Source organism: Caulobacter endophyticus (assembly GCF_029543245.1).
Lineage (GTDB): Bacteria > Pseudomonadota > Alphaproteobacteria > Caulobacterales > Caulobacteraceae > Caulobacter > Caulobacter endophyticus_A.
The window spans coordinates 234,571-257,302 of record NZ_JARQWV010000002.1; the positions used below are offsets into that span (position 1 = coordinate 234,571).

Sequence of the window (22,732 nt, forward strand, 5' to 3'; positions counted from 1 at the left end):
CGGCGGTTGCCGCCATTGGACCGTCGGGGGGCGGGGGATGAAGGCGCGGAAATACGAGCTGTTCGCAAGGGCCAGGCGCCCGCGTCCGATGCGGGCGCGCGAAATCCTGGCCTGGCCGGCCGAGGCCCAGTTCGTGTTCGACGCCGGAACGCCGCCGCCCGCGCCGCCCCGCGTCGACGACGGCGACCTGCTGGACGCCTATTCCAACGCCGTGGTCCGCGCCGTCGAGACGGTGGGCCCCAGCGTCCTGCGCATCCATCCGATGCTGGACGACGCCAACGTGCAGGGCGTGGGCTCGGGCTTCGTCGTGGCCGAGGGCGGGATCGTCCTGACCAACAGCCACGTGGTGCAGGGCGCGCGCCGCTTCGTCGTGATCACCGCCGAGGGGCGCAGCCTGACGGCGCGCTGCGTGGGCGATGATCCCGACACTGATCTGGCCCTGCTGAAGATCGACCAGGCCGTCGACCTGCCCGTCGTGCGGCTGGGGAACTCCAAGGCGCTTCGGCGCGGCCAGCTGGTCATCGCCATCGGCGCGCCATTGGGCTTTGAGGCCACCGTGACCACCGGCGTGGTTTCAGCCCTCGGCCGGTCGTTGCGTGGCGAGCGCGGCCGGCTGATCGAGGACCTGATCCAGACCGACGCCGCCCTCAATCCCGGCAACAGCGGCGGGCCGCTGGTGGCCTCGAACGGCGAGGTGGTGGGCGTGGCCACCGCGGTCATCGCCGGCTATCCGGGCCTGTGCTTCGCGGTGGCGTCCAACACCGCCCGCTTCGTGATCGGCGAGCTTCTGGCCCACGGCCAGGTGCGGCGCGCCTCGATCGGCGTCGTCGCCCAGCAGGCGCCGGTGCCGCCGCTGCTGGCCCGCTCGACGGGCGTCACTCAGGGCTATGCGGTGTTCGTCGCCCAGGCCGATCCGGGCGGTCCCGCCGCCAGGGCCGGCGTGCGGGCCGGCGACCTGCTGGTCAAGGCGGGCGAGCGGCCGCTGACCGGCCTGGACGACCTGCTGCGGGCGCTGGACCACGCCTGCATCGACGTGGCCACGCCCTTCACCCTGATCCGCGAGGGACGGCTGATGACCGCGACCATCACGCCGCGCCTGAGGCGCAGGGGCGGCTAATTGGCGCTATCTGGCGTGGTCACCTTGAAACCGCGCTCGCGCAGCTTCTGCAGCACCCCGTCCTCGGCCACTAGGCCGCGCAGCGACAGCACCGCCACTGCCTTGCCGGGGGTTTTCATGGCCTGGGACACCGCCTCGACCTGGGCGGCCGACATGCGGCGGAACTCCTCGGCCATGCCGGGCAGGGCCATGACGCAGCGCTGGCCCTGGCGTGGGGCGCGGACAGCGGCGCGCACGTCGCCGTCCGCCCAGGCGCGAGCGGCGGCGCGCACCGGGGCCGGTCCGGCCTCGACCTCGTCGATCACGCCTTCGAGGCAGATCAGGCCCGCTTCCTCAGAATGCCGCTTAACCACGGTCTTGATCATCGGCATGGCCTTGTAGACGGCGGCCGGCCGCGCCTTGACCTTGTGCTTGCGGGCCAGCTTCTGGATCGTCTTGTCTGGCTCGGCGTCGGTCAGGCCGCTTTTTCGGACGGCGTTCCCCGCCAGCATCAGGCCCGCGCCGAGCGGCTTCCAGTCCTTCCAGCCGTCACCCTTCTGGCCCGTCGCCGCCCAGGCCCTGGCCAGACGCGGAGCCAGGTCCGGCGCGACCTGGTCGAGGGGCCGTTCAGCCTTGAGCTTGCTGCGCATCGACAACAGGGCGGGCAGGTCGGTCAGGCCGGCCCGGGCCTGGGGCGGCGTGATCAGCGTGAAGGCGCCGTCCAGCCGTCTGTCCAGCACGGAGGTGTCCCAGGTGAGCCCCTTGGGAGCCGCCCCGGGAACGCCCAGGACGTAGATCGTGGTGTCGGCGTCGCTGACCTTCCACCAGGCCGGACCGGGAAGCTTGGCGTTCACCACCAGCTCCTCGACCACATTGGCCTCGGGATCGTCGATGACCAGGGTGTCGGGCGGCGCCTGGGCGTGGGCGAGGGAGGCGACCGCCAGGGCCGTCAGCGCGGCCATGGCCGCCAGGCGTCTACGCATGATGACTTCCCCCTGAACGGCGCCGGGTCATTCGTCCGGCGTCGTGACTTTGAACCCCTTGGCCCGCAATTGGTCGAGGACGCCGTCCCGCGCCAGCAGCGAACGCAGTTCGATGACGGCGACCGCCTTTCCCGGCTTTTTCAGGGCGACCTCGACGGCCTTCACCGCATCGTCGCGGCCCTCGCGCAGCTCGCGGGCGATGGAAGGCGTGGCGTCCAGGCAGCGCTGGAAGCCTCGGTCCGCGGACACCACGGCGCGCACGTCGCCGGCGGCCCAGCGCTCGGCGATCTGCTTGATCCCGCCCTGGCCGCTTTCAGCCTCGCGCAGGCCCGCCTCCAGACAGAGCTCCTGCAGCGGCTGGGGCAGCGAGCCCAGGGCTTTGATCGAACCCACCAGGCTATAGCCTGGCAGGTTCTGGATGCGTGGGCGCGCGCCCTGGGGCAGGGCCTTGGCCTTTTCGCGGATCTGCTCGGTGACGCTCTTGGAGATCGACAGGTTGCCGCCCGGCGCCTTGGCCACCAGGAAGCCCGCGAAGGCCGGCTTGACCTTGTCGAAGTTGTCGGTGGGTCTCTTGATCGCCGCGAGGCGGGCTTCCAGTCGGGCGCGCAGCGCTGGCGGCAGGGTCTCGCGCATGGGCGCTTCGGACAGGAAGTAGTCGCGGCCACCCATCGCTAGGGCCACCAGCCGCACGATGTTGACGTCGGCTTCCTGGCCCATGATCAGCCGTTCGGCGCCTTCCAGACGGCGCTTGATGACCGTGTCGTCATAGCTCAGGCCCGACGGCGTGAGGCTCGGCACGCCCAGCACGTAGACGGTGGTGTCGTCGTCGCTGACCTTCCACCAGGCGGGCCCCGGCAGGCGGGCGTTGACCACCAGTTCCTCGACCAGGTTCTCGTTGGGGTCGACGCGATTGAGGTCGATCGGCCCGGAGGCGTCGACCGCCTGTTGGGCAAGAGCGGGGCCAGCGCAGAGGGCGAGGAGAAAACCGGCGACGGCGGGGGCTGCGGCTATGCGGCGGATCACTATCTCTCGTCCTCGGCGGGTCTGGAATCGTTCTAGGATGACGGGTCGCCGCAAGCTGAACCGTTCTCAACCGGGGCGGTCAAATTAAGTCGCCGCAATGCAGGGCTCGCCCGCGCTGCCCGGCTGCGCTGAAAGTCCGATTTCCATGCCGATCCGCCGCCTGCCGCCCGAGACCGTCAACCGCATCGCCGCCGGCGAGGTGGTCGAGCGGCCCGCGAGCGCCATCAAGGAGCTGGTCGACAACGCCATCGACGCCAGCGCCACCCGCATCGAGGTCGAGGCCCATGGCGGCGGCCTGACCCGGATCATGGTCGCCGACGACGGCTGCGGCATGAGCGCCGAGGAACTGCCGGTGGCCATCGAGCGCCACGCCACCTCCAAGCTGGCCCCCGACGACGAGGGGCTGTGGGACCTGCTGCGCATTCACACCATGGGCTTTCGCGGCGAGGCCCTTCCGTCGATCGGCTCGGTGGCGCGCCTTCAGATCAGCTCGCGGGCCAAGGGCCAGCGCGAAGCCTGGTCGATCCTGGTCGAGGGCGGCCGCGTCGACGACGTGGCCCCCGCCGCCTTCGCCGGCGACCACGGCACCCGCATCGAGGTGCGCGACCTGTTCTACGCCACGCCCGCGCGCCTGAAGTTCATGAAGTCCGAGCGCGCCGAGGCCCAGGCGATCACCGAGGAGCTGAAGCGCCAGGCCATGGCCCACGAGTCGGTGGGCTTCTCGCTCGACATCGACGGCCGCCGCATCCTGCGCTTGCCGCCCGAGCATCCCGGTCCGCAAGGGCGGCTGGCGCGCCTGGCCGCCGTGCTGGGCCGCGACTTCCAGGACAATGCGCTTGAGATCGACCAGGTCCGCGACGGCGTGCGGCTGTCGGGGTTCGCCGGCCTGCCGACCTACAACCGCGGCAACGCCGCCCACCAGTACCTGTTCGTCAACGACCGGCCGGTGCGCGACCGCCTGCTGCAAGGCGCGCTGCGGGCGGCCTATGCCGACTTCCTGGCGCGGGACCGCCACCCCAGCGCGGCGCTCTATGTCACGCTGGATCCGACCGAGGTCGACATCAACGTGCACCCGGCCAAGGCCGAGGTGCGCTTCCGCGATCCGTCGCTGGTGCGCGGCCTGATCGTCGGCGCCCTGCGCCACGCCCTGGCCGGCGCCGGCCACCGCGCCTCGACCACCACGGCGGCCCAGGCGCTGGACAGCATCCGGCCGCAGAGCGTGTTTCCCGGCTATCAGCCGGGGCCGTCCCCGGCCGGCTTCTCGGCCTGGCGCGAGGGCGGCTGGACGCCCCCGACCCAGCGACCGATGAACCTGCCGGGCCTGTCCGACGTCTCGGCCCGCCATGAGGCGCGGCCGGAAGAGGCCTATCAGACGCTCGGCGGAGGCTTGGGCGGCGGTTTCGGAGGCGGCGTCGCCGACGCCGTGCGCGAGGCGGCCTATGGCGGCTATGACGCGCCGCCAACCGTGGCCTATCCCGGCCAGGACCAAGGGCCGACCCAGCCGTTCGATCCGATCGACTTCCCGCTGGGCGCGGCCCGCGCCCAGGTGCACGAGACCTACATCGTCTCGCAGACCCGCGACGGCGTGGTCATCGTCGACCAGCACGCCGCCCACGAGCGCCTCGTCTACGAGCGCATGAAGCACGAGATGGAGGCCGGCGGCGTCGCTCGTCAGGCCCTGCTGCTGCCCGAGGTGGTCGAGCTGGATCCGGCCGAGGCCGAGCGGGTGGTGGCCCGCGCCGAGGAGTTGTCGGCCCTGGGCCTGGTGCTGGAAAGCTTCGGCCCCGGCGCGGTGCTGGTGCGCGAGACGCCGGCCCTGCTGGGCAAGGCCGACGCGGCGGGCCTGGTGCGCGACATCGCCGACGACCTGGCCGAGAACGGCCAGGCCCTGGCGCTTAAGGAGCGGCTGGAGGAGGTCTGCTCGACCATGGCCTGCCACGGCAGCGTCCGCGCCGGCCGCCGCCTGGCCGCCGCCGAGATGAACGCTCTGCTACGCGAGATGGAGGCCACGCCCCACTCGGGCCAGTGCAACCACGGCCGTCCGACCTATGTGGAGCTGAAGCTGTCGGACATCGAGAAGCTGTTCGGACGGCGCTAGGCCAAGCTTGACCGCGCGATCTGACGGAATTCTATTCCCAGGGTTGAATTTTCTCAGCCTTCGGAGTTGCTTGAATGATCGCCCTGCTCGTCGACGGTCCGCTGAACATCCGAGTCAACAAGCTCGTGGAAGCGCTCAACGAGTTCGACGAGGAGAACACCTGGTCCCATACGGCGCCTGGGCTCGATGGTGATCCTGACGCGGTAACCAGCGAGACCCTTGGCCTGATCGCCGAGGGGCCGACCGGCGGGCTGGTGACGCTGATGGACATCTCCGTCCCGCTCGACGCCGGCCTAGTGGACGAGGCGCGCGCCCGGTCCTGGTGGTATCAGGAAGGCGAGCGGGCGGCTGCCCATCGCGGGCATTGGCTGATCGCCGGCGGTGCGACGGACGGCTGGAAGGCGGCGGTGCTGCGGGCCAAGGTCAGCACGCTGATCGCGGCGCTGGTGATCCACGACAACCCCTCGGTCGTGGCCGTCTGGAACGGGGTGGTCGGCACCCTCTTCACGCCTGACGACGTGCGGGGCGACCTGCGTTTCATCGCCCGGGATCAGGTCCCGATCATGTTCTGGACGCATTGCGCCCTGCACAGCCTGGAGGACGGCGATGTCTCGATGTCGACCGGCGGCATGAAGCCTTTCGTGGGCTACGAGATCGAGATCTGGAACGCGCCGCGCACTGCCCAGCAGGTCAACGAGCAGCTGAACGCCGTGCTGAACTACCTGCTCGATCGCGGGCCGGTGATCAGCGCGGGCCAGACCATCGGCCGGGATGGCGATCCCGAAACCCTCTACTGCGAGTTCGGCCCGAGCCGGGCCGAGCGCAATGAGCCGGTCGAGGCCCTGTTCCTCAGCTTCCTCGATGGGGATGAGGAAGCAGCGCCCCCGCCGCCGGCCAAGTCCAAGCCGTCGTTCCTGGGCAAGCTGTTCGGGCGCGCCTAGGTGCTTTGCTGACAGGCCGCGGCGCGGCCTCCTGTGGCCAAGCGGAGCCGAACCGGCGTTCCGCCCGGGCGTTCCGGCCCGATCACAGGAGATCTCCCATGCAACTGCACCGCGGCCGAATGATCGACCATATTCAATTGCGAGCCAGGGACCTGGCTGCGACCAAGCGCTTCTACAAGGCGGTGCTGGAGGTGATCGGCGTCGACTATGACGACCAGCCCGATCACCTTTCGGCCGACGAGCTGTGGATCGACGTGGGCGAGCCGGCGACGCACATCCACCTGGCCTTCCAGGCCAAGGACCGGGCGATGGTTCAGCGTTTCCACGAGGCGGGCCTGGCCGCCGGCGGTCGCGACAACGGCGGGCCGGGCGAGCGGGAGTACCATCCCGGCTACTACGCCGCCTTCCTGCTGGATCCCGACGGCAACAACATCGAGGCGGTTTTCCACGGGCCGCACGAGCGCTCGGCCGACAGCGTCGTGCTGACCTGGGACGAATAGAGGTTACGCCGCGGCCTCGGCCGTCCAGCCGTAGAGCGGCAGTTGTCCCTTGGCGTAGGGGCTGACATTGACCGGTGTTTCCAAGAGGTCGGTAACCATCGGGCCGCTGACGAACGGGGCGCCCTGGTCGAGGGCGGCGAGCAGTTCGCGCGGGCTGCGCAGGTCGCTGACGCCCTGCCAGACCTGGCGGCGGCGATAGGCGGGCGCGTCCTTCAGAAAGCGCCCGATGGCGGCGATGCGGCCGGCCTCGACGTCGCCCTCGGGGGTGAAGGTGACGCTGGCGGCCAGGCCCGGCGCCAGGTCGTCGACCTTGAAGGCCGGATCGCTGATACGCAGGTCGACGCGGCTGAAATAGGGATCCAGGAACGCCTTCATCTGGCCCAGGGCGACAAAGGATGGCGCGCGCGGCACGCCGTAGACGCCCGCCGCCAGCCGCCCGCGCAGGTCGCGGGGCAGGGTGCGCAGGCAGGCTTCCAGCTCGGTGCGCAAGGACGGCTTCAGCGCCGAGGAAAAGCCGATCGGCAGATAGGTGACGCCCGAGTTGGGGCCGATGGCGGCGATCGCCGCCTTCAGGATCGCCAGGTCGTGCTGCTGGCGCTGGCCGTCGACATAAAACTCGTACGGGCGGCCGGCCTGGCCCGCCTCGCGCCAGACGCCGACATTGCCGACGAACAGCTCGCGGCCCACGTGATAGACGCCGCGCCAGGCCACCCGGGCCGGCGGCGGGCGCGGGCACAGACGGGCGAGGGCCTCCATGGTCGGCACGCCGGTGATCGGTCCGCCGAAGGGCATGACCGAGCGGACGTCGCGAGGCGTGATGCGGCAGACGCGGCCGGCCAGGGAGGCGTCCTCCTCACCGGCCAGCAGCAGAGTCAGTTGGCGGGGCGGCAGGCCGGCGAAGCGCATGACCTCGTGCTGGTCGCCTTCGAACATCAGCATGACGATCTCGCCGTCGTCGTCGTCGCCGAACAGCTTGTGCTGCAAAGCCCTGGCCAGGGCCTGCAGTTCGCGGGCGTCCAGGCGCGTGGCGCGCGGGTCGGCCAGCACGAACGAGAACGGCGCGACCAGGCCATGGCGGCGCGGGGCCAGCCAGGCGTGCTTCAGATAGTCGCCGGCGATCTTGGCGATCAGGGCTGCGTTACGCTCGGTCTCGACGGGATCTTCGCCGACGAAGACCTTCAGGCAGGCGATGGCGGTCATGCCGCCTAGGTTGCGCGGGGGGTGGTTATCACGCGTTATAGGCGGCCTGCGACCCAGCGTCGCGAACGCTGGTTTTCGAGCTCAAGGCGGAGGGGCATTCGACCCTCCTTGCCATTTTTCACCGAGCATCCCCGCGAAGGCGGGGATCCAAGCCGCATTTCAGAGGAAAGCACGACGGTAAGCGGCTTGCAGACTCAGCTTGGGTCCCCGCCTTCGCGGGGAAGAGCGGATCTGGGAGCGGCGCCGCGGTAGGCGTAGATAGGGCCGTTAAGCCGCCTGCAAGGGCAGGGCGTCGGCCGGATTGACGCCCAGTGCCGGGGGCTTGTCGAGCAGGGCGCTGACGGCCGGGCCGGTGACATAGGCCAGGCCCGCGGCGCGGCAGGCGTCCAGCTCCTTGGCGTTCCGCACGCCCAATACGCCCTGATGCACGCCCTTGGCGCGGTAAACCGACTGGCGCGAGGCGAAGAGAGCGATGGCCTTGATGCGCTCGGCGTCGGGCTCGTCACGCAGTTCCAGGGTGATGCTGGAGGCGATGTCGCCCGGCAGGGTGTTCACCGGGAAATTCGGATCGGAGATGCAGAGGTCGATATAGGCGAACGAGCCCTGCAGAAAGGCGCGAATCTGCTGCAGCAGGCCCATCGAGGGCTCGCGCGGGGTGTCGTAGATGGTGGCGCCCAGGCGCGGCTGCAGGTCGAGCGGATAGCGCGACAGGCGGCGCTTGTAGGCCTCCTGCGAGGCCGGCGTCGTCAGGTTCCAGAAGCTGAGCGGCAGGAACAGCGCCCCTTCGCCGGACTTCACCGTCGGGAAACCGAACTGGGCGTCGTTCAGGCCAGTCAGGTCGCGAGCCAACAGCTCGCCGTCCTCTTCCGGGCGCGGGGCGGTCAGGTCGGCCCGGTGGCCCAGGGCCGCGCCCACGATGCTTTCGGTAGGCAGGTGATAGATGGCGCGCCAGCCGGTGGTCAGGGGCGCGGCCGGCTTGGGCGGCGGCGCGGCGGCGATGGGGCGAACGGGAGTCGCAGGCTTGGCCGGCGCCGGCTTGGCCTTGGGCGACGCGTCGATCGGCGCGGTGGCCGCGGCCGGCTTGGCCTGTGGCGCGGGCGCGATTTCCGGCGGAGCGCTGGGGACGGCGCGAATTTCTTCGGCGGTGATCACCTGGACGTGGCCCGGAGCGCCGGAATAGCCGCGACCGGCCATCAGCCCGGCCAGTTCGGCCTGGGACAGGCTGGCGAACTGCAGCACCGCGTTCTCGTCGCCCTCGAAGGTCATGAGACACACTTGGCCGCTCTTGCGGCCGGGGAACAGCGAGGTCTCCAGCTCGACAGCCAAAGCCTGCATCTCTTCGGGATCAAGCTGCTCGGCCTTGGTGTCGGCCAGCACGAAGGCCAGGGGCGCGACGACGCCGTAACGGCGCGGGTGCTTCCAGCGATGCTTGAGATATAGGTCGGCCGCCGCCTCGACATGGGCGGGGGGAACGCTGGCGCCGGCCGTCTCCGCGGCGGTGAGCAGGATACGCAGGCAGGCAATGGCCGTCATGGCCGGTAATTTGACCGCCAATGCTTGGCGAAATCCTTACGGATCAAGGATAACGGCGGTTTTTTATGTATTGCGCAGGTATAGGTGCGGCAGGGTGTCGCAATCGCTTTCGCCTATGGCGCTCGCGACACCCCCGTTTTCCCGGTCGCCGCGAGCTTTAGACGAAGTCTTCGCTGAGGCGGAACTCCAGGCGCTGCTTGACGCCCGGCCAGTCGAAGTCGGTGATCGAGAACACGGCCGTGTCGCGCACGTGGCCGGTCCAGGTGATCTTGTGGCTGCGCAGCACGCCTTCCTTGCTGGCGCCCAGCTTCTCGACGGCGGCCTGGCTGCGGGCGTTGCGCACGTCGATCATGAACTCGACCCGGATGACGCCGGCGTCGAAGGCGTGGCCCAGCAGGAGGCGCTTGGATTCGGGGTTCACCGGACCCGAGCGGGCGTCCGGGTGCAGGAAGGTCGAGCCGATCTCCAGGCCTTTGTGCAGGCGGCGGATGTTGAGGTAGCTCGAGGTGCCGACGATCTTGCCGTCCGACTTGCGGCGGATGGCGAAGCCGACGCGCTCGCCCCGGTCGCTTTCGCCCAGCAGCGCGCCCCACCAGTCCTCGAAGCCCTCGCCGCAGCCATTGACCGACATGATCTCCCAGCTTTCGGGATCGCAGTCGATGGCGCCGCGCAGTTCTTCGCGCAGGTCCTGGGTGATCGGTTCCAGCCGGACGTAGCGGCCTTCGAGGGGCTTGATGGTCAGGTTCATGACCGGTGTTTTCCGCCAGGACCGGGCGGCTGGCAAGCCGTCTGGCGAGCATCCGGCCTCAATACGACGCGAACGTTCAAACCGGCCGCAACGCCCGCTTGCCGCGCCCGTCAACTCGGTGCTACACATGCTTCAAACAAATGTTTGAACCAGGGATCGGGAACGCCATGGACTTCGACATCTCTCCCCGCCAGCGGGAATTCCTCGACCGGGTGAACGGCTTCATCGACGCGCATGTGCGCCCGGCGGTCCCCGTCTACGAAGCCGAGATGGACGTTTCCGCCGACCAGCGCTGGAAGGTCGTCCAAGTGCTGGAAGACCTGAAGCAGAAGGCCAAGGCCGAAGGGCTCTGGAACTTCTTCATGCCGCCTCACAGCGGCCAGACCCATGTCGACGACACGTTCCAGTTCGAGGGCGTGCAACTGACCAACCTCGAATACAGCCTGATCGCCGAACAACTGGGCAAGATCGGCTTCGCGTCGGAGGTCTTCAACTGCTCGGCGCCCGACACCGGCAACATGGAAGTACTGATGCGCTATGGCACGCTGGCGCAGAAGGAGCGCTGGCTGCGTCCGCTGATGAACGGCCAGATCCGCTCGGCCTTCCTGATGACCGAGCCGGCGGTGGCCAGCTCCGACGCCACCAACATCGAGACCCGCATCGAGCGCGACGGCGACGACTACGTCATCAACGGCCGCAAGTGGTGGTCCTCGGGCGTGGGCGACCCGCGCTGCAAGGTCGCCATCGTCATGGGCAAGACCGATCCGACCGCTTCCACCCACCAGCAGCAGAGCCAGATCCTGGTGCCGATGGACGCGCCCGGCATCGAGGTGGTGCGCATGCTGCCGGTGTTCGGCTTCGACGACGCCCCGCACGGCCACGCCGAGGTGATCCTGAAGGACGTGCGGGTGCCGGTCGAGGACGGGCTGATCCTGGGCGAGGGACGCGGCTTCGAGATCGCGCAAGGGCGCCTTGGCCCCGGCCGCATCCACCACTGCATGCGCACGATCGGGGCCGCGGAAGTGGCGCTGGAGAAGATGGTCAAGCGCCTGATGACCCGTAAGGCCTTCGGCAAGTACATCTCCGAGCACTCGGTGTGGGAGCAGCGCATCGCCGAGGCCCGCATCGACATCGAGATGTGCCGCCTGCTGTGCCTGAAGGCCGCCGACATGATGGATAAGGCCGGTAACAAGGCCGCCCGTCTCGAGATCGCGATGATCAAGGTCGCCGCCCCGCGCATCGCCCTGAAGGTGATCGACGACGCCATCCAGGCCCACGGCGGCGGCGGCGTCACCACCGACTTTGGCCTCGCCAAGCTCTATGCCGGCATCCGCACCCTGCGCCTGGCCGACGGCCCCGACGAGGTGCACTGCCGCACCATCGCCCGGATGGAGTATTCCAAGTACGGCGACCTGGCCTACGCTCAGAAGGCCGAGCGCGAGGCCGCCCTGCACGTGCCGGGGATTCGCTGACCTGATCCCTCTCCCCTTGCGGGAGAGGGTGGCCTACCGAAGGGAGGTCGGGTGAGGGGTTGCGCACACGGAAACGCCGCGACGGCTGGTCAGCTGTCGCGGCGTTTTTCGTCTGAGAGACCCCTCATCCGTCGACTTCGTCGACACCTTCTCCCGCAAGGGGAGAAGGATCTAGAACGACGGAGCTACGATCGTCCGGGCCTGCGTCTCGTCGCAGCGGATCTGCTCGATCATCAGCTCGATGCTGTCGAACTTCAGCTCCGGGCGCAGGAAGGCGATCAGCTGGGTCTCGATGACCTGGCCGTAGAGGTCCTCGTCGAAGTCGAACAGCCAGGTCTCCAGCCGGGTCTCGACCTCGCCCGTGGTGGGGTTGTTGCCGAGGTTGGCGACGCCCGGGATCACCCGGCCGTCGGGCAGGCGGGTGCGGGTGGCGTAGACGCCGAGCTTTGGCACCACGTAGTCGACAATCTCGACATTGGCGGTGGGGAAGCCCAGCTGCCGGCCCAGTTGCTGGCCGCGGCGCACCACGCCCTCGATGGCGAAGGGGCGGCCGAGAATCCGGGCGGCTTCCTCCGGATGGCCGGCGCGCAGCGCCTCGCGCACGCCGGTGGACGAGAACTTCTCGCCGTCGCGGTTGGCGACCGGTTCGGCCACCGAGACCGAGAAGCCCAGCTCCTCGCCATAGGCCTTCATCGCCTGGGGGCTGCCGGTGCGGCCCTTGCCGAACGAGATGTCGAAGCCGACCGCCACGTGCCGGATGCCCAGGCCTTGGTGCAGCACGCGCTCAGCGAAGGCGCGGTCGTCCAGGGTGGCCATCTCGAAGTCGAACGGCAGCAGATAGAGGAAGTCGACGCCCAGATCGCTCAGCAGGCGGGCCTGCTGCTCGATGGTCATCAGCCGGAAGGCCGGCTCGGTGGGGCGAAACAGGCGTCGGGGGTGCGGGTCGAAGGTGACCACGCCCAGCGGGACTTTCAGTTCGCGCGCGGCCTTGGCGGCCTCGGCGATCACCTGCTGGTGGCCGCGATGGACGCCGTCGAAATTGCCCAGTGCGACGGCCGCGCCCTTCTCCTCGGGGGCGACGTCCTTCCAGCCGTGGACGATCTTCAGGCGCACGCGCGGATCCATGCTCAGGCGCCCTTCTTCGGAACCAGCACCACGGCCTCGCCGTCGACCACGGCCTTCTTGCCGACGATGCAGGTGGTCGACAGGGTCACGCGGCCCTTGGCCTCGTCGATGGCGGTGACCGCCACCTTGACCACCACCGTGTCGCCGATGCGCACCGGCCGCTTGAAGTTCAGCGACTGCGAGAGATAGACCGCGCCCGGCCCGGGCAGGGTGGTGCCCAGCGCCGCCGAGATATAGCCGGCCGACAGCATGCCGTGGGCGATGCGCTCGCCGAAGCTGGTCGTGGCGGCGTAGTCGGCGTCGAGGTGGACGGGATTGGTGTCACCGGTGACGTCGGCGAAGGCCTGGATGTCGGCTTCGCCCACCGTGCGGCTGAACTCGGCCGCCTGGCCGACGCTCAAGTCCTCGAGAAAGAGACCCATGCGATCCCCGATCCTGCGTTCTTATTGATCTTGGACAGGCTTTGTAGCCGTTCGACCGGTCTTCACCAGACCAGATCGGCGATGGCGTGCGTGGCGCCGACGCTTTCGGCGGCCAGCAGCTTGGCCACGGCCTCGGGGGCCAGCAGGCCGTCCGGGCCCAGAGCCTTGTCACCATGGATGCCCTTGGCCACGAACAGGCAGGCCAGTTTCTGGTTCTCGGCGCCCAGAACGTCAGTGATGATCCCGTCGCCGATGCACAGCACCCGCGAGCGGTCGACGGGGCCGCCCTTCAGGCGCTCGGCTTCGGCCAGGGCCAGGTCGTAGATCGCCGCGAACGGCTTGCCGGCCATCACCACCTCGCCGCCGAGCTCCTCATAGAGGTCGGCCAGGGCGCCGGCGCAGTAGATCAGCTTGTCGCCGCGCTGCACCACGCGGTCGGGGTTGGCGCAGATGAACAGCAGGCCGCGGTCGGCGGCCACCTTCAGGCGGTCGCGATAGTCCTCGGCCGTCTCACTCTCGTCGTCGAACAGGCCGGTGCAGCAAATGAAGTCGGCGTCTTCGCAGCCGCCGTCGTCCAGTCCGAGCCCGGCATAGAGCGGCTCGTCACGGGCAGGACCGACCTTCCAGACCTTGCCGGGCGCGCGCTCGGCCAGCAGCGAGCGGGTGGCGTCGCCGCTGGTGACGAAGGCGCTCCAGGCCGAACGCTGAACCTTCAGGCCGTCCAGCTGGGCCAGCACGTCCTGCGAGGGGCGCGGGGCGTTCGAGATCAGCACCACCGGGCCATGGTCGGCGTTGAAGCGCTCCAGCGCCTCGCAGGCTTCGGGGAAGTTGCGAACCCCGTTGTGGATGACGCCCCAGACGTCGCAGAGCACCACGTCGTAGCGGTCGGTCAGGGTCGAAAGGCCGGCGGGAAAGTCGATCATGGATTGGGCGGGTACCGGTCGAAAGCAGGAGCGTCAATGGCGGCCGGGGAGGCCGCGCGCCGGGCCGGCGCGACGCCTCATATGGTGGCGTTGTCTCGACCTATCAACAGGTGTTGTCGACTTCTTAATTGTCGACTTCCTGACTCCGTGCATTTGCTTGTAACGATGTTATATTTATTCATAGTTTTTAGTAATTTTGAGCTTAACTGTACGATAATACATAGGCACTACTTCATCGCCGCAAGGGGGGCTCGGAATGTTTCCGCGCCTGATCGAGTAAGTGAGTTTAGTATAGTGCGTAATGTTTCGATGAAGTCGGCTCTGTTCTGCTCGGCCGTTGTTGCTTCTTTCTTCGCCGCTCAAGGCGCCTTTGCTCAAACCGCCGTCAGCAACGACGGCACGGCCACGGCTAACGGCGGCCTGGCCACGGCCGTCGGCAACGGCGCCACCGCCAGCGGCTCCTACTCGAACGCCTACGGCCAGGACGCCGTGGCCAGCGGGTCGCACGCCCTCGCCATCGGTCACGACGCCGACGCCAGCGGCCAGTATTCGATCCAGATCGGCTCGCACGGTTCGGCCAGCGGCGACTACGCCACCGTGGTCGGCAACAGTTCGTCGGCCTCGGGCTCGCGCAGCACCGTGATCGGCGCCAACGCCTCGGCCTCGGGGACCAACAGCGTCGCCATCGGCTACGGTTCGACCGCCACTGAAGCCAACGTGGTCTCGGTCGGCTCGGCTACCCAGACCCGCCGCATCACCAACCTCGCCGATGGCGTGAACGCCACCGACGCGGCCACGGTCGGCCAGTTGGAGTCGGCGACTTCGGGGCTGCTGTCGACGGCCAACACCTATGCCGACGCCGTCGGCGTCCAGGCCGTGACGACCGCCAACGCCTATGCCGACACCCGTTCGGCCCAGACCCTGACGTCTGCCAACAGCTACACCGACACCAAGGCCGCCCAGACCCTGGCCTCGGCCAACGCCTACACCGACTGGCGCGTGGACAGCTTCACCAGCCAGTTCGACAACCGCCTGAAGAACGTCTCGGCGCGCCTCGACGGCGTCGGCGCGATGAGTTCGGCCATGGCGATGATGGCCGGCAACAACGCCGGCGCCAACGCCGGCCTGACCAACCGCCTGTCGCTGGCCGTCGGCGGCTACCGCGGCCAGGCCGCCATCGCGGCGGGCTACACCCACAGCAGCCGCGCAGCCAGCTTCAACGTCGGTTTCTCGGCCACCGGCCGCGACGTGATGAGCGGCGGCAGCTTCGGCTTCGCCTGGTAAGCGTCGAACAGACCTGATCCAGCAGGATGGCCCCGGAGGAAACTCCGGGGCCGTTCTCGTATTGGCGTCAGGTCGCGTCGTGGAAGATCACGCCCAGTGTGCGGCGGGTTCCGCTTCGCACCTCGCTGACGCCGTGGCGCAGCATGCGGCGATGGACGCCGCGCGTTCCCTCGGCCGGACGTTCGCGTACGGCGAAGATCACGCCCTCGCCCTGGGCCAGCGGCACGACCTGGGCGGCCGACTGCTGGCGCGGCCGCTGCTCGACGATGACGAACTCGCCGCCTTCGAAATCGCGGCTCGGCTGGTCGAGAAGGAAGGCGGCCTGCAGCGGGAACACATGCTCGCCGTAGAGGTCCTGGTGCAGGCAGTTGTAGTCGCCGGGGCCGTAGGTCAGCAGCAGGGGCGTCGGCCTCGCCTGGCCCGCCGCGTGGCAGCGCTCCAGCATGCCGTCCAGGGTTTCGGGAAAGCGCCGCTCCTCGCCCAGCCGGTCCATCCACGCATTGGCGACGCCGGCCAGCGGCGGATAGAGGCCGGCCCGCAGCTTCTGCACAACCTCGGGCAGGGGGTAGGCGAAGTACTTGTACTCGCCGCGCCCGAAGCCGTGGCGGGCCATGACCACGCGGCTGCGGAACGGGGGCTCCTGCGGATAGAGGCCCGCGATCCTGGCGCAGGTCTCCGGCGTCAGGACCGGGCCGGTCAGGGCCCAGCCCCGCGCGTCGAGTTCGGCGGCCATGCGGCTCCAGTCCAGGTTCAAGCCGCGCGCTCCCGGTCCAGCAGCGCGCGCTTGCGCTCCACGCCCCAGCGATAGCCGGAAAGGCCGCCGTCCGAGCGCACCACGCGATGGCAGGGCGTCAGCACGGCCAGCGGGTTGGCGCCGCAGGCCTGGGCTACGGCGCGCACGGCTTGCGGCCGGCCGATGGTGCGCGCGATCTGGGCGTAAGAAGCGGTGGTCCCGGCGGGGATGTCGCGCAACGCCTTCCAGACGGCGCGTTGCAACTCGCTGCCCCGCTCGTCGAGGGCGAGGGTCGCGCCCACGCCGCTTTCGATCGCCGAGGTCAGGGCGGCCAGGGCAGGGGCGGCGCTTGCGTCGTCCTCGACCAGACGGGCGCGGGGGAAGCGGGCAGCCATGTCTTCGGCCATCGCCGCACGGTCGTCGCCCAGGATCAGCAGCGCCAGGCCCGCCTGCGACGTCGCCGCCAGGGCCAGGCCCAGAGGCGTTTGGCCGAAACCGTAAGCCAGGGACTCGATCGGCTCGTCCGGGCGGCAGCGCAGGCAGGGGCGAAGGCCGGCGGCGCGAGCCGCCTCGCGGGTGTCGTGGAAGGTGACGTTCTTTCGCAGCGGACGGCCGGCGCAGCTGGGCCGGCAATAGACGCCGGTGGTGCGCACGCCGCAGAAGAAGGCGCTGTCGGCGGCTCGGTCGCGGCGCTCGATGGCGGTCCAGCGCTCGTCGTCGGTCTGATAGGCGGTGGTCATGTCGGGCTCCTTTCGGATCTGCCGGCAGGATCGCGCCGTCGACCGCCCGCGTCATTCCGATGCTTGCGGTCAAAACGAAAACCGCCGCCGAGGCGGGCCCCGGCGGCGGTCTACGGTCCGTATTGAAAGAGGCCTACCAGTTGGCGGCGCGGCGGCGCAGCGGGGCCTGGACGAAGTCGGCCGGCGGATCGGTCTCGGCCAGGACGGCGTCGCGGATGGCCCGCGGCTCGCCGAACAGGTGGCCCTGGCCGTAGCCGATGTCGAGATCGAGGATCTCGGCGATCTGGCGCTCGCCTTCGACCTTCTCGGCGATCACCTCCACGCCGTAGCGGCGCATCAGGGCGGCGAAGTCGGCGGCGTTGAGGTCGGGCAGCGAGCTCAGCACCAGCTTGCCGTCCTGCTCTTCCAGTTGCTCGAGGATCAGCTGGGCGCCGACCTTGACGAACTTGACGTCGGCGCGGGCCAGATCCTGGAAGTCGAGATCCAGGTCCACGACCTTGTCGAGGCTGAACTGGAAGCCCAGGCTGGCCAGGCGGGCCATGTGGCGGGCCTCGACCGGACCGCGCTGGTTGAAGGCGGCCTGGCCCAGTTCGAAGATCAGCGAGCCGGCCAGGTCCTTATTGCCCTGCAGGAACTCGAGGAACTGCGGGAAGAAGGTCTCGTCCGACAGGCTGGCCAGCGAGATGTTGCAGAAGATGCCGACCTTGCGGTCCTGCTTGGCCAGGCGGCGCACGATCTGCACGCAACGGAACAGCAGCAGGTTGTCGACGGCCGTCATCAGGCCCTCGGGTTCGGCCACGGCCAGGTACTCGGCCGGCATCATCACGCGGCCGGTCTCGTCGCGCAGCCGCGAGAAGCTTTCGTAGAAGACGGTGCGGCGCTGAGGCAGGCTGACGACCGGTTGCAGGTAGAGGTCGACGCGGTTCTCGGCGAGCGCGTCCTGCACAGCTTCCAGCACGGCGTTGACCGGGGCGGCGGCGCCGCGGCCGCGCAGGTCGTGACGGGCGGCCGCGACCTGGTGGGTCAGCTGGCTTTCCAGGCGCTCGCTCATGCGCTGCATCAGGTCTTCGAGCTGGTGGACCTCGCTGGTCAGTTCGGCCGAGCGCTTCTCGGCGTCCTCGGCGACGCTTTCCACGAGGCTGGTCATGCGGGCGTCGATCTTCTCGATCTGCTCGACCAGAATGCCGTGGGCCTCGCGCACGGTCTCGATGTCCAGCTTCAGCTGGGCGTTGTCGAACAGGCTGCTGACGATGCCGTGGAAGGCGAAGCACAGAGCCAGGGAACCGATGAAGGCCGACAGGCCGACGGCCGGCGTCGCTCCCATGCGCCACAGCAGCAGGGAGACGATAAGAGCCAGGCAAAGATAGGCGCCGGTCAGCAGAGCCAGCTTGAGCCTTCGCATTTCGGGTCCCTACGAATCGCTTGCAAAAATTAATGCAACCGGAGCGGCCTTGAGTCGAATAGATTAACGCGGCTGGGCTATTACGCCGCGCCATCTCTGTTAATTTTTTCCGCGACCGGCGTTCGAACGGGGCATCTTTCGTCGACAGTGGCGGTTGGGGCTGATAATCGTTCGCAACTTTTCGCCGCGAGGCCCAAGAATGTCCGACGCCGTCCTCACCGCCGATGACGCCATTGCCTCCGACGCGCCGACCCGCGCCCTGAGCACGGCCTCGCGCGGCGAGACGGGCGTGATCGTCGCCGTGCGGGGCGACACCGGCGTGGCCGAGGCCGTGGCCTCCGACGAGTTGGAGCGCCGCCTGCTGGAAATGGGCTTCGTCGAGGGCGCGCGCATCGAGATCCTGCAGGAAGGCCTGTTCGGCCGTGATCCCATCGCCGTGCGGGTGGACGACACCCGCGTGGCCCTGCGCCGCCGCGAGGCGCGCGCCGTGACCGTTCAGTTCGACGGATAGACGCTTTGACCGACACCGCTATCCGGCCCGCGCGCATCGCGCTGGTCGGCAATCCGAATTCCGGCAAGACCGCGCTGTTCAACGCCCTGACCGGGGCCCGCCAGAAGGTCGCCAACTACGCCGGCGTCACCGTCGAGCGCAAGGAAGGCCAGCTGGTCACCCCGGGCGGCCGGACGATCCGCGTCCTCGACCTGCCGGGCACCTATTCCTTACGCGCCCGCAGTCCGGACGAAGTGGTCACCCGCGACGCCGTGCTGGGCCGCCTGTCGGGCGAGACCGCGCCGGACGTGCTGGTCTGCGTGGCCGACGCCACCAACCTGCGCCTGGTGCTGCGCCTGGTGCTGGAGCTCAAGCAGGTGGGCCGCCCGTTCGTGCTGGCTCTCAACATGTTCGACATCGCCCAGCGCCAAGGGCTGCGCATCGATCTCGAACAGCTGAGCCGTGAGATCGGCGCGCCGATCGTCACCACGGTGGCGACCCGCAAGCGCGGCCTCGACGAACTGCTGACCCAGGTCGACACCCTGACGCTGACCCACTCGAACGTCGGCGACAACACCTGGCGCGAGCCGAGTGCGGGCGAGATCCGCGCCGCCCACGCCGAGGCCCAGCGCATCTATCGCGATTGCGTGCGCCCGCCCGAGCGTCCCGACACCGTCACCGGCAAGATCGACGCGGTGCTGCTGCATCCGGTGGCCGGCCTGCTGATCCTGGCCGCCCTGATGTTCACCGTGTTCCAGTCGGTGTTCGCCTGGGCGACCGTGCCGGCCGACGCCATCGACGCCGGCTTCGCGGCTCTGGCGGGCCTGGTTTCGGAGCATCTGCCCGAAGGCCTGCTGGCCAGCTTCATCGCCGACGGCCTGATCGCCGGTGTGGGCAGCGTGCTGGTGTTCCTGCCCCAGATCCTGGTGCTGTTCTTCTTCATCCTGATCCTGGAAGACAGCGGCTACATGACCCGCGCGGCCTTCCTGCTGGACAAGCTGATGGGTGTGGCCGGCCTGCACGGGCGGGCGTTCATCCCGCTGCTGTCGAGCTTCGCCTGCGCCATCCCAGGGATCATGTCCACGCGGGTGATCGACAACAAGCGCGACCGCCTGACCACCATCCTGATCGCGCCGCTGATGACCTGCTCGGCGCGCCTGCCGGTCTACACCCTGATCATCGGCGCCTTCGTGCCACGTGAGAAGGTCTGGGGCCTCTTCAACCTTCAGGGTCTGGTGATGTTCGGCCTGTTTGCGACCGGCATCGTCTTCGCCCTGCTGGTCTCGGCCATCATCCGCCGCATCTTCTGGCGCGGCGCGGCCGAGCCGCTGATGATGGAACTGCCGACCTATCGCTGGCCCGAGCCGCGCAACGTCGCGCTGAACCTGTGGACCCGCGCCAAGATCTTCATGAACCGCGCCGGCCGCATCATCCTGCCGCTGATGGTTCTGGTGTGGGTGCTGTCGACCTTCCCCTATCCGCCCGAGGGCGCGACGGGGCCGGCCATCGACTACAGCATCGCCGGACGCCTGGGTAAGTTCATCGCGCCGGTCATGGAGCCCATCGGCTTCAACTGGCAGATGACCGTGGCCCTGATCCCGGGCATGGCCGCCCGTGAGGTCGCCGTGGCGGTGCTGGGCACGGTCTACGCCGTGGGCGGCGACGCCGACTCCCACGACGCGCTGAGCACCCTGCTGTCGCAGCAGTGGTCGCTGGCCACCGCCCTGGCCTTCCTGGCCTGGTACGTGTTCGCGCCGCAGTGCCTGCCCACCCTGGGCGTGGTCAAGCGCGAGACCAACAGCTGGATCTGGCCGACGGTGATGTTCGTCTACATGGTCGGCCTAGCCTACCTGGCGGCCTTCGTCGTCTATCACACGGCCGTGGCGCTGGGGGCGGGGTAGGTCTTGTTCTGGTTGTGTTCCGTGTTAAGCTCGGCGCATGACGATCCGGGTCGAAATACGCGGACAGCCAGAACTCGAGAAGCTTGTTGCGCTCCTCGATAGCCACGATGTCGTGCAACTCGTGCTGGATGGAAAGGTTGTCGCGGAAGCGCGGCGTATAGAGACGCCGGTGCGGAAGGATCGCGTCCCTGGGGCCTTGGCGCACCTGGGGCCGATGGACGACCCCGACGTGTTCTTCCATCCCGACCCTGAGTTCGGCGAACTGGCGGAGTCCCACGACGAGGACACCTTCTATCGGCCGCCGCCGTCGGTGAAATGAGCTATCTGCTCGACACTCACGCCCTCGTCTGGTGGCTGGCCGTGCCGGAGCGGCTTTCCCCACGCGCCCGTGACTGCATCAGGAGCGGCAGCTCTCAATCGTTCGTCAGCGCCGTCAGCCTCTACGAGGTCGAGTACAAGCGCGGCAGGGATGGGCTGCTCTACAGGCTGCCTTCGGACCTGCTCGACTTCGTGCCTTCGCTCGGCTTCGAATGGCTGAGCATGGAAGCCGCCGACTCTCTGGCGGCGGCCCGGTTTGGCGAGGCCCATCGCGATCCTTGGGACCGGATCATAGCGGCTCAGGCCGAGACGCGGGGGCTCGGCCTCATTACCGCCGACGCCGCTCTTACCGAAGCCTGCGCCGAGTGGGGTGTTCAGGTCGTCTGGTGACGCCTCAGCGCGTCGGGACCGGAACCTCGCCGCGGTAGTCGTAGAAGCCGCGGCCGGTCTTCTTGCCCAGCCAGCCAGCCTCGACGTACTTCACCAGAAGCGGGCAGGGGCGGTACTTGCTGTCGGCGAGGCCTTCGTAGAGCACGTTCATGATGCTCAGCACGGTGTCCAGGCCGATGAAGTCGCCCAGTTCCAGCGGGCCCATCGGATGGTTGGCGCCCAGCTTCATGGCGGTGTCGATGGCCTCGACGGTGCCGACGCCTTCGTACAGCGTGTAGATCGCCTCATTGATCATCGGCACCAGTACGCGGTTGACGATGAAGGCGGGGAAGTCTTCGGCGTTGCTGGTGATCTTGCCCAGCGACTTGGCGAAGGCCACGGCCGTCTCGTAGGTCGGCACGTCGGTGGCGATGCCGCGGATGATCTCGACCAGCTTCATCAGCGGCACGGGGTTCATGAAGTGCAGGCCGATGAACCGCTCGGGGCGATCGGTGGTCGAGGCCAGGCGGGTGATCGAGATCGACGAGGTGTTCGAGGCCAGCAGCGTGTCGGGCTTCAGGTGCGGCTGCAGGCTGCGGAAGATGGCCTTCTTGACCTCTTCGTTCTCGGTGGCGGCCTCGATGGCCAGGTCCGTCTGGCCGATCGCCTCGACGGCTTCGGCGGCGGAGATGCGGGCCAGGGCGGCGTCGGCCGCGCCCTGGTCGATCACGTTACGGCTCACCTGGCGGGCGAGGTTCTTGCCGATCAGCGCGATGCCGGCGTCGATGCGCTCGCGCGAAACGTCGTGCAGCCGGACATCGTAGCCGCCCAGCGCGCAGACATGGGCGATGCCCGAACCCATCTGGCCGGCGCCGATAACGCCGACCGTCTTGATATCAACCATGAAAATACAAGCCTTCGCTCACGGTCGGGCAGGCTCCCGGCAGGGCGCGCTGGACCGTCGCGAAAGTTCTAGCACGAGTAGCCGCACGCTCGCCAAGGGCTTTGCTGCGTTGCAAACGCCGGGTGACCGGTGTTCGGCCCGCTGTTCCCGGATTATCCGCCTGTCGGAAGCGTCAGGCGATCAACTCGGGATCGTTCCGCTTGAGCCAGGCGGCGGCGTAGGAGCACAGCGGCGTGATGCGCATGCCCTCGGCCCGGGCCACCTCGGCGACCTTGGTCATCAGGCGTCCGGCGGCGCCCGTGCCGCGCAGGGCGGGATCGGCCTCCACATGCGGGATGACCAGACGATGGCCGCTGCGCTGGTAGTCGGCGAAGGCGATCAGGCCGTCGACCTCCAGCTCGTAGCGGCTCTTGGCGGGGTTGTGGCTGAAGAGGTCGTCGCTCATGGGGCCTGAAACGCGAAAGGGGCGAAGGTGGATGCAGCGCAGCATCACCTTCGCCCCTCACATGGCGTTCAGTATTGAAGCT

Annotated in this window: 23 protein-coding genes; 10 read left to right on the forward strand and 13 right to left on the reverse strand. The window is 68.7% G+C overall.

The genetic code is table 11. The features are described from left to right. Positions 1–37: 37 nt before the first annotated feature. Positions 38–1,117 (forward strand): S1C family serine protease, encoded by a 1,080-nt coding sequence (locus tag P7A99_RS03135; protein WP_277792481.1) that lies wholly within the window; start codon positions 38–40, stop codon positions 1,115–1,117. On the opposite strand, the gene P7A99_RS03140 is transcribed toward P7A99_RS03135, so the two are convergent. Further along, positions 1,114–2,079 carry a TraB/GumN family protein gene (locus P7A99_RS03140; protein ID WP_277792482.1) on the reverse strand — a complete coding sequence of 322 codons (966 nt, stop codon included), beginning with the start codon at positions 2,077–2,079 and terminating at the stop codon, positions 1,114–1,116. The two genes, P7A99_RS03135 and P7A99_RS03140, sit on opposite strands and share 4 nt — an antisense overlap. A 27-nt stretch (positions 2,080–2,106) precedes the next feature. Next, positions 2,107–3,102 carry a TraB/GumN family protein gene (locus P7A99_RS03145; protein WP_277792483.1) on the reverse strand — a complete coding sequence of 332 codons (996 nt, stop codon included), beginning with the start codon at positions 3,100–3,102 and terminating at the stop codon, positions 2,107–2,109. 145 nt (positions 3,103–3,247) lie between these two features. Here P7A99_RS03145 and mutL point away from each other — a divergent pair, with 145 nt between their 5' ends. The 3 genes from mutL (at position 3,248) to P7A99_RS03160 (ending at position 6,641) form a co-directional block, all read left to right on the forward strand. Next, on the forward strand, positions 3,248–5,200 hold the full coding sequence (gene mutL, locus P7A99_RS03150) for a DNA mismatch repair endonuclease MutL (protein WP_277792484.1): 1,953 nt from the start codon (positions 3,248–3,250) through the stop codon (positions 5,198–5,200). A gap of 74 nt (positions 5,201–5,274) precedes the next feature. Further along, positions 5,275–6,141: a DUF4261 domain-containing protein gene (locus tag P7A99_RS03155; RefSeq protein WP_277792485.1), complete on the forward strand. Its 867-nt coding sequence runs from the start codon at positions 5,275–5,277 to the stop codon at positions 6,139–6,141. A gap of 98 nt (positions 6,142–6,239) precedes the next feature. Next, positions 6,240–6,641: a VOC family protein gene (locus P7A99_RS03160; RefSeq protein ID WP_277792486.1), complete on the forward strand. Its 402-nt coding sequence runs from the start codon at positions 6,240–6,242 to the stop codon at positions 6,639–6,641. Positions 6,642–6,644: 3 nt separating this feature from the next. Here P7A99_RS03160 and P7A99_RS03165 read toward each other — a convergent pair whose 3' ends face one another. The 3 genes from P7A99_RS03165 to P7A99_RS03175 all read right to left on the reverse strand — a co-directional run bounded on the left by P7A99_RS03165 (position 6,645) and on the right by P7A99_RS03175 (position 10,122). Further along, positions 6,645–7,841: a hypothetical protein gene (locus P7A99_RS03165; protein ID WP_277792487.1), complete on the reverse strand. Its 1,197-nt coding sequence runs from the start codon at positions 7,839–7,841 to the stop codon at positions 6,645–6,647. Between the two features lie 267 nt (positions 7,842–8,108). Further along, the gene (locus P7A99_RS03170) at positions 8,109–9,374 is read right to left on the reverse strand and encodes a hypothetical protein (protein ID WP_277792488.1); all 1,266 of its coding nucleotides are present in this window, start codon (positions 9,372–9,374) and stop codon (positions 8,109–8,111) included. Positions 9,375–9,531: 157 nt separating this feature from the next. Beyond that, positions 9,532–10,122 (reverse strand): GNAT family N-acetyltransferase, encoded by a 591-nt coding sequence (locus P7A99_RS03175; RefSeq protein ID WP_277792489.1) that lies wholly within the window; start codon positions 10,120–10,122, stop codon positions 9,532–9,534. 167 nt (positions 10,123–10,289) lie between these two features. Between P7A99_RS03175 and P7A99_RS03180 the strand changes: the two genes are divergently transcribed. After that, positions 10,290–11,594: an acyl-CoA dehydrogenase family protein gene (locus P7A99_RS03180; protein WP_277792490.1), complete on the forward strand. Its 1,305-nt coding sequence runs from the start codon at positions 10,290–10,292 to the stop codon at positions 11,592–11,594. A gap of 171 nt (positions 11,595–11,765) precedes the next feature. On the opposite strand, the gene P7A99_RS03185 is transcribed toward P7A99_RS03180, so the two are convergent. The 3 genes from P7A99_RS03185 to P7A99_RS03195 form a co-directional block, all read right to left on the reverse strand. Continuing rightward, the gene (locus tag P7A99_RS03185) at positions 11,766–12,707 is read right to left on the reverse strand and encodes a bifunctional riboflavin kinase/FAD synthetase (RefSeq protein ID WP_277792540.1); all 942 of its coding nucleotides are present in this window, start codon (positions 12,705–12,707) and stop codon (positions 11,766–11,768) included. Between the two features lie 14 nt (positions 12,708–12,721). Then, the gene (locus P7A99_RS03190; protein ID WP_277792491.1) at positions 12,722–13,141 is read right to left on the reverse strand and encodes a MaoC family dehydratase; all 420 of its coding nucleotides are present in this window, start codon (positions 13,139–13,141) and stop codon (positions 12,722–12,724) included. Between the two features lie 62 nt (positions 13,142–13,203). Continuing rightward, positions 13,204–14,064 carry a TIGR01459 family HAD-type hydrolase gene (locus tag P7A99_RS03195; RefSeq protein WP_277792492.1) on the reverse strand — a complete coding sequence of 287 codons (861 nt, stop codon included), beginning with the start codon at positions 14,062–14,064 and terminating at the stop codon, positions 13,204–13,206. Positions 14,065–14,373: 309 nt separating this feature from the next. Here P7A99_RS03195 and P7A99_RS03200 point away from each other — a divergent pair, with 309 nt between their 5' ends. After that, on the forward strand, positions 14,374–15,348 hold the full coding sequence (locus P7A99_RS03200; protein ID WP_277792493.1) for a YadA-like family protein: 975 nt from the start codon (positions 14,374–14,376) through the stop codon (positions 15,346–15,348). A gap of 67 nt (positions 15,349–15,415) precedes the next feature. On the opposite strand, the gene P7A99_RS03205 is transcribed toward P7A99_RS03200, so the two are convergent. The 3 genes from P7A99_RS03205 to P7A99_RS03215 all read right to left on the reverse strand — a co-directional run bounded on the left by P7A99_RS03205 (position 15,416) and on the right by P7A99_RS03215 (position 18,223). Beyond that, entirely contained in the window at positions 15,416–16,081 is a 666-nt protein-coding gene (locus tag P7A99_RS03205; RefSeq protein ID WP_277792541.1) for a 2OG-Fe(II) oxygenase, read from the reverse strand. A gap of 17 nt (positions 16,082–16,098) precedes the next feature. Then, positions 16,099–16,821 (reverse strand): methylated-DNA--[protein]-cysteine S-methyltransferase, encoded by a 723-nt coding sequence (locus P7A99_RS03210; RefSeq protein WP_277792494.1) that lies wholly within the window; start codon positions 16,819–16,821, stop codon positions 16,099–16,101. A gap of 133 nt (positions 16,822–16,954) precedes the next feature. Further along, a complete protein-coding gene (locus P7A99_RS03215; protein ID WP_277792495.1) occupies positions 16,955–18,223 on the reverse strand; it encodes an EAL domain-containing protein in 1,269 nt (422 codons plus the stop codon). Between the two features lie 199 nt (positions 18,224–18,422). Between P7A99_RS03215 and P7A99_RS03220 the strand changes: the two genes are divergently transcribed. Genes P7A99_RS03220 through P7A99_RS03235 form a run of 4 tightly spaced genes read left to right on the forward strand, consistent with a single transcriptional unit; the run spans position 18,423 to position 21,322 of the window. Continuing rightward, positions 18,423–18,734 carry a FeoA family protein gene (locus P7A99_RS03220; protein ID WP_277792496.1) on the forward strand — a complete coding sequence of 104 codons (312 nt, stop codon included), beginning with the start codon at positions 18,423–18,425 and terminating at the stop codon, positions 18,732–18,734. Further along, positions 18,731–20,614 carry a ferrous iron transport protein B gene (feoB, locus tag P7A99_RS03225; protein ID WP_277792542.1) on the forward strand — a complete coding sequence of 628 codons (1,884 nt, stop codon included), beginning with the start codon at positions 18,731–18,733 and terminating at the stop codon, positions 20,612–20,614. Before P7A99_RS03220 ends, feoB begins: the two co-directional genes overlap by 4 nt. A gap of 37 nt (positions 20,615–20,651) precedes the next feature. After that, positions 20,652–20,933: a hypothetical protein gene (locus tag P7A99_RS03230; protein ID WP_277792497.1), complete on the forward strand. Its 282-nt coding sequence runs from the start codon at positions 20,652–20,654 to the stop codon at positions 20,931–20,933. After that, positions 20,930–21,322: a type II toxin-antitoxin system VapC family toxin gene (locus P7A99_RS03235; RefSeq protein WP_277792498.1), complete on the forward strand. Its 393-nt coding sequence runs from the start codon at positions 20,930–20,932 to the stop codon at positions 21,320–21,322. The genes P7A99_RS03230 and P7A99_RS03235 overlap by 4 nt, the downstream gene beginning before the upstream one ends. 4 nt (positions 21,323–21,326) lie before the next feature. Here P7A99_RS03235 and P7A99_RS03240 read toward each other — a convergent pair whose 3' ends face one another. Continuing rightward, entirely contained in the window at positions 21,327–22,205 is an 879-nt protein-coding gene (locus P7A99_RS03240; RefSeq protein ID WP_277792499.1) for a 3-hydroxybutyryl-CoA dehydrogenase, read from the reverse strand. Between the two features lie 172 nt (positions 22,206–22,377). Then, the gene (locus P7A99_RS03245; protein WP_277792500.1) at positions 22,378–22,650 is read right to left on the reverse strand and encodes a GNAT family N-acetyltransferase; all 273 of its coding nucleotides are present in this window, start codon (positions 22,648–22,650) and stop codon (positions 22,378–22,380) included. Between the last annotated feature and the right edge of the window lie 82 nt (positions 22,651–22,732).